Below are 6648 nucleotides of genomic sequence, written 5' to 3' on the forward strand. Positions count from 1 at the left end.
GGTTTTCGGTTGTCGGTTTTCGGTTATCGGTTTTCGGTTATGGGTTTTCGGTTATTGGTTTTCGGTTGTTGGTTGTTGGTTTTCGGTTGGTTCTTGCTTTTTTTTCTATTTTATCTTTTTCTTTCTATTCGTTTCATAATCTTCAAAAATCATTTCGCCCAATCCTTTTAACCCAGTATAAAATGCTTTCCCTTGATTGGCTTCGGTGAATCGGTTTACGAATTTTTGCAAATACGGATCATTGGCAATCATAAAAGTTGTAATTGGTATGTGTAACTTTCGTGCTTGTGCCGCTTGATTGTAGCATTGTTCAACAATATACTCGTCCAAGCCGTTGCTATTCATATAATATTCGCCATTTTTTTCACGAACACAACTTGGTTTTCCATCGGTAATCATAAAAATTTGCTTGTTGGTGTTTCGTTTTCTGCGCAACATGTCCATGGCCAATTGCAAACCTGCAACCGTATTGGTATGATAAGGGCCAACTTTTAAATAAGGTAAATCTTTTATAGCAATAGGCCAAGCGTCATTCCCGAAAACTAAAATATCGATTGTATCTTTTGGATAACGTGTGGTGATTAATTCTGCTAACGCCATGGCTACTTTTTTGGCTGGTGTAATGCGGTCTTCGCCATATAAAATCATGCTGTGGCTAATGTCAATCATCAAAACCGTACTCATTTGAGCCTTGAAACGCGAATCTTCAACTACCAAATCATTTTCGGTTAGCCGAAATTCATCAACGCCATTATTGACTTGAGCGTTGCGCAAACTCTCTGTCAATGATATACTTTCTATGCTATCGCCAAAATGGTAATTTCTAAATTCACCCGTTTGTTCGTCGCCGTTTCCAGAATATTTAGTTTTATGATTGCCACTTCCCGTTCTTTTCAGGTTGCCAAAGATTTGATCTAATGCAGCTTGTCGAATGGCTCTTTCGGTCTTGGCAGTAATTCCAGTTCCCGAAGTTCCATCGTCTTTGAGCTCTTCGCGGATGTATCCTTTTTTCTTTAAATCTTCAATAAAATCATCGATAGTATAACTGGAGTCGGTCAATTTATATTCCACATCCAGTTGTCGTAACCAATCAATGGCTTCATCAAAATCACCCGAAGTATGCGTAATTAATTCTTTGAAAATTTCAAATAATTTATCAAAAGGCGATTGGAACGGCGCTTCGTATTTTTTGAATAAAAATCCTTTTTTCATGTTCTTTTCCATAGCTTATAAAAATACTATATAAACTTTAGAAAGGGTATAGAACGTATATTAATTTTTAGTTAAAGTAATTACCTATTTTAAAAGTATATTCAATAAGTAGCATATATCTTGTCAATACTTGATGATAGGAACCATTGTTAGTGATATATTGCGTTTAAAATTGTTAGATTTACAGTCTAAAATTAATGTATGTCCTCTGATTATATTGTAGACGAAGTGTATCAAGATGTTTTCTTTATGGAAGCTGACATCAAGTTTAAAGAATTTGAAAACTGCACCTTTCGCTTTTGTGACTTCACCGATTGCACGTTTCAAACGGTCACTTTTATAGATTGCAACTTCTTTGATTGTAATTTTAAAGAAACTAAAATTAATTATGTTTCCCTACGTGGTGTTTGGTTTGCCAAATGTAATTTCACCGCAGTCAATTTTGCCATGACCGACCAAGTGATTTTTGAGTTTCACTTTAAAGATTGTTTGCTTGATTACGCCAAATTCTATGCTTTAAAAATGAAAAAAATGCAATTCATCAACTGCAGTATGATTGCTGTAGATTTTATGGCAAGCGATTTAACCGAAGTATTGTTTGATAATTGCAACCTAAGAAGGGCTGTTTTTATAGATACTATTGCTAACAAAGCTGATTTTTCTACCAGTTATGATTATACCATTGACCCTGAAAAAAATAAATTAAAGAAAGCAATATTCTCAATGGATGGTTTAAAAGGATTATTGGAAAAATACACTATCATTGTAAAATAAAAAACCTTCAAAAGTTAGCTCTTGAAGGTTTCTATGTTTTATAAGTTGAATGATTTAGAAAACAAAAATCGGTCTTTCGCTCATCATTTCGTTAACTTCATCAGCAACTTCTTCGATAATCGCTTCATTAGTATGGTTCATTAGAACTTTATCAATTAAATTCACAATGATTTCCATGTCTTCTTCTACCAAACCTCGAGTAGTAATAGCAGGCGTTCCAATTCGTATTCCCGAAGTTACAAATGGTGATTTATCATCAAAGGGCACCATGTTTTTATTAACCGTAATTTCAGCTTTTACTAGTGCGTTTTCTGCCTCTTTTCCTGTAATATTTTTATTTCTTAAATCAATCAACATCATGTGATTGTCTGTTCCTCCCGAAATTAAATTATACCCTTTTTTCATAAAGGCAGCAGCCATTGCTTTTGCGTTTTTTTGTACTTGCATAGTATAATGAAAAAACTCATCGGTCAATGCTTCTCCAAACGCGACGGCTTTTGCGGCAATAATGTGCATTAACGGTCCGCCTTGATTTCCTGGGAAAACAGCCAAATCTAATAAAGACGACATCATTCTGATTTCGCCTTTTGGTGTAGTTAATCCCCAAGGATTTTCAAAATCTTTTCCCATCATGATTAATCCACCACGTGGACCGCGCAAGGTTTTATGAGTTGTAGTGGTAACAATATGACAATGCGGCATCGGGTCATTTAATAATCCTTTAGCAATTAAACCTGAAGGATGCGAAATATCGGCTAATAAAAGTGCTCCAACACTGTCGGCAATCACTCTAAATCTTTCAAAATCCATATCACGACAATAAGCCGAAGCACCAGCAATAATCATTTTTGGCATTTCACGTGTTGCAATTTCTTGAATTTTGTCATAATCAAAACGACCCGTTGCTGCTTCTACACCATAAAAAGAGGCTGTGTATAATTTACCCGAAAAGTTAACAGGCGAACCATGAGTCAAATGACCACCATGAGATAGGTCAAAACCAAGTATTTTATCACCAGGTTGTAAACATGCTGAAAAAACAGCAGTATTGGCTTGTGAACCTGAATGCGGTTGAACGTTAGCATATTCAGCGCCGAATAAAGCTTTAGCTCTATCAATAGCGATTTGTTCTACAACATCTACTACTTCACAGCCACCATAATAACGTTTACCAGGATAACCTTCTGCATATTTATTTGTTAAAACAGAACCTGCCGCTTCCATTACCTGATCACTTGCAAAGTTCTCAGAAGCAATAAGTTCTATACCATGAATTTGTCTGTCTTGTTCTTCAAGAATAAGGTCAAAAATTTGTTCGTCGCGTTGCATTTGAAAATATTTCGTTAAATAAAGCTCAAAATTACAAAAATGGTTTGGTAAATTAATAGTTAATGATATATTTGATTACTATTTTTTCAACAATTAATCTTAATAACATCATGCCTAATTCCACCAATAATCCTATTCGAAAATCATGGCTTACTGTCCATGAAAACAGTGATTTTCCTATTCAAAATATTCCATTTGGCGTTTTTTTAACCAAAGAAGATGTTATCACAATTGGGACAAGAATTGGTGATTACGCGATTGATTTAGGGGCTTTACAGCAGTTAAACTATTTTGAAGGAATAGAATTGACTGATGATATGTTCATGCAAGACACTTTGAATGACTTTATTTCAGATGGAAAAAAAACATGGCGATCAGTAAGAAATCGTATCAGTGAAATTTTTGATAGTAACAATCCTAAACTAAGAGACAATAAGGAACATTGTGATATTGTAATTTTTAAAATAGAAGATGTTGAAATGCAACTTCCAGTTTTAATAGGTGATTATACCGATTTTTATTCAAGTAAAGAACACGCAACCAATGTTGGTAAAATGTTCCGCGACCCCGAAAATGCACTATTACCTAATTGGCTTCATATACCAGTAGGCTATCATGGCAGAAGTTCGACTATCATTCCATCTGGAATTCCAATTCACAGACCAATGGGACAAACATTGCCTAATGGAGAAACAAGTCCTGTGTTTGGTCCTTCACGCCTTATAGATTTTGAATTAGAAACTGCTTTTATCACTACTGATGCCAACGTAATGGGGGAAAATATTCCTATTAATGAAGCAGAAGATTATATTTTTGGAATGGTTTTGTTAAATGACTGGAGTGCTAGAGATATTCAAAAATGGGAATATGTACCACTTGGCCCATTCTTAGCCAAGAACTTTGCCTCTTCTATTTCTCCTTGGATAGTTACTATGGATGCATTAGAACCTTTCCGTTGCAAAGGACCCAATCAAGAACCAATGCCACTTCCCTACCTGCAACAAAAAGGAAAACATACCTTCGATATTAATCTAGAAGTTTATATTGAACCCGAAAATGTGGAAGCTTCCTTAGTTTCTAAATCTAACTTCAAATATATGTATTGGTCAATGTCACAACAATTGGCTCATCATACTTCTAATGGATGTCGCATAAATTCAGGCGATATGATGGGTTCTGGGACTATATCGGGACCAACTGAAGATAGTTTTGGTTCTATGCTAGAATTGACTTGGGGCGGAAAAAATCCCATAAAAATGAAAGATGGTTCCGAACGCAAATTCATAAATGATAACGACACTGTGACCATGAAAGGTTATTGTCAAAACAGTTCTGTTCGCATTGGTTTTGGCGAAGTTGTTACGAAACTATTACCACCATTTGTTAGAAAATAAAAAAATCAAACTAATATCATATACTATTTACAATGAAAAATACTGCTTTAACTCACATTCACGAAATTTTAGGTGCCAAAATGGTCCCTTTTGCTGGCTATAACATGCCTGTTCAGTATGAAGGTGTGAATGCCGAACATGAAATAGTTAGAACTGGTGTGGGTGTTTTTGATGTATCGCACATGGGTGAGTTTTTACTTTCGGGTGAAAATGCCTTAGCATTAATCCAAAAAGTAACTTCCAATGATGCTTCTGTATTAGAAATTGGAGGAGCTCAATATTCTTGTCTGCCAAATAATGATGGCGGAATTGTGGACGATTTAATTGTCTATAGGATGAAAGAAAGTCAATATCTATTGGTTGTTAACGCTTCTAATATTGACAAAGACTGGAATTGGATCTCGGCTCACAACGATTTGGGCGTTGACATGAAAAACATATCAGAAGCCTATTCCTTACTTGCCATTCAAGGGCCAAAAGCGGTTGAAGCGATGCAATCCTTAACATCCATAGATTTATCAGCTATCAAATATTATCATTTTGAAGTTGGGACTTTTGCAGGAATTGATGATGTAATTATTTCAGCAACTGGTTATACTGGCTCTGGTGGATTTGAAATTTATTGTAAAAATTCAGATGCTGAGCAAGTTTGGCATAAAGTGTTTGAAGCAGGAAAACCGTTTGGCATTAAACCTATTGGATTAGCAGCTCGTGATACGTTGCGTTTAGAAATGGGATATTGTTTGTATGGCAATGATATTAACGATACAACTTCACCTATCGAAGCTGGATTGGGTTGGATTACGAGATTTAATAAAGAATTTACCAATTCAGAAAACTTAAAGAAACAAAAAGAAGCTGGTGTTTCAAGAAAGTTAGTTGGCTTTGAATTAGTTGAAAGAGGCATTCCCCGTCATGATTATGATATTGTAGATGCGGAAGGTAACAACATTGGGATTGTAACTTCGGGAACTATGGCGCCAACTTTAGGTAAAGGAATTGGAATGGGATATGTAAAAACTGAATTCTCAGCCGTTGACAGCGAAATTTTTATCCAAATCAGAAATAATAAAGTAAAAGCAAAAGTGGTCAAATTGCCTTTTTATAAAAAATAGATTTTAAAAGTCAATGGCAAAAACATATTTTTGCAACTGGAAATTTAAGAATAACGAATAAAGATTATATAGTAAGGAAATGGGAAGAGCATTTGAATTTAGAAAAGGTAGAAAAATGAAACGTTGGTCAGCTATGGCCAAAGCGTTTACTCGTATTGGAAAAGATATTGTAATGGCAGTAAAAGAAGGTGGCCCAAATCCAGAAGCCAACTCTCGTTTAAGAGCTGTGATGCAAAATGCAAAATCGGCTAATATGCCGAAAGAAAACGTAGAACGTGCCATTAAAAAAGCTACTGATAAAGATACAGCCAACTATAAAGAACAACTTTTTGAAGGATATGCACCTCACGGAATTGCACTTTTGATAGAGACTGCTACCGACAATAATAACAGAACTGTTGCCAATATTAGAAGTTATTTCAATAAATGTAACGGAACTCTGGGAACACAGGGTTCGGTGGAATTTATGTTTGACCACACTTGCAATTTCCGAATTCCTAATAACAATGTAGATATTGAAGAAATGGAATTGGAATTTATCGATTTTGGCGCGGAAGAAATTTTTGCCGATGAAGACGGTATTTTGATTTATGCTCCGTTTGAGAGTTTTGGTGCTATTCAAAAAGAATTGGAAAGTCGTGGTATAGAAATCTTATCTTCTGGATTTGAAAGAATACCACAAATTACTAAAAAGTTAACCGAAGCAGAAATGGCTGACGTAGAAAAACTAATAGACAAAATTGAAGAAGATGATGACGTGATGAACGTTTATCATACTATGGAAGAGTAGCAACATACTTTTTTGTATTGAAAAATTAAAATCT

At 35.1% G+C, this 6648-nt stretch carries 6 protein-coding genes; 4 read left to right on the top strand and 2 right to left on the bottom strand.

The features are described from left to right. Positions 1-105: 105 nt before the first annotated feature. Positions 106-1224: a vWA domain-containing protein gene (locus ACOYLT_RS09620; RefSeq protein WP_422853639.1), complete on the bottom strand. Its 1119-nt coding sequence runs from the start codon at positions 1222-1224 to the stop codon at positions 106-108. Between the two features lie 189 nt (positions 1225-1413). Between ACOYLT_RS09620 and ACOYLT_RS09625 the strand changes: the two genes are divergently transcribed. Continuing rightward, complete coding sequence (locus tag ACOYLT_RS09625; protein WP_422853640.1) at positions 1414-1986, top strand: pentapeptide repeat-containing protein; 573 nt, start codon at positions 1414-1416, stop codon at positions 1984-1986. A 54-nt stretch (positions 1987-2040) separates the two neighbouring features. Here the strand turns inward: ACOYLT_RS09625 and glyA are convergent, their stop codons facing one another. Further along, entirely contained in the window at positions 2041-3315 is a 1275-nt protein-coding gene (gene glyA / locus ACOYLT_RS09630; RefSeq protein WP_422853641.1) for a serine hydroxymethyltransferase, read from the bottom strand. Between the two features lie 110 nt (positions 3316-3425). On the opposite strand from glyA, the gene fahA reads away from it, so the two are divergent. The 3 genes from fahA (at position 3426) to ACOYLT_RS09645 (ending at position 6614) form a co-directional block, all read left to right on the top strand. Beyond that, positions 3426-4709, top strand: a complete 1284-nt coding sequence (gene fahA, locus ACOYLT_RS09635; protein WP_422853642.1) for a fumarylacetoacetase — start codon at positions 3426-3428, stop codon at positions 4707-4709. 32 nt (positions 4710-4741) lie between these two features. Continuing rightward, entirely contained in the window at positions 4742-5824 is a 1083-nt protein-coding gene (gene gcvT, locus ACOYLT_RS09640; RefSeq protein WP_422853643.1) for a glycine cleavage system aminomethyltransferase GcvT, read from the top strand. A 79-nt stretch (positions 5825-5903) separates the two neighbouring features. Beyond that, positions 5904-6614 (top strand): YebC/PmpR family DNA-binding transcriptional regulator, encoded by a 711-nt coding sequence (locus tag ACOYLT_RS09645; protein ID WP_422853644.1) that lies wholly within the window; start codon positions 5904-5906, stop codon positions 6612-6614. The last annotated feature ends 34 nt before the right edge of the window (positions 6615-6648 follow it).

It is taken from the genome of Flavobacterium sp. (assembly GCF_049318185.1).
Taxonomy (GTDB): Bacteria; Bacteroidota; Bacteroidia; order Flavobacteriales; family Flavobacteriaceae; genus Flavobacterium.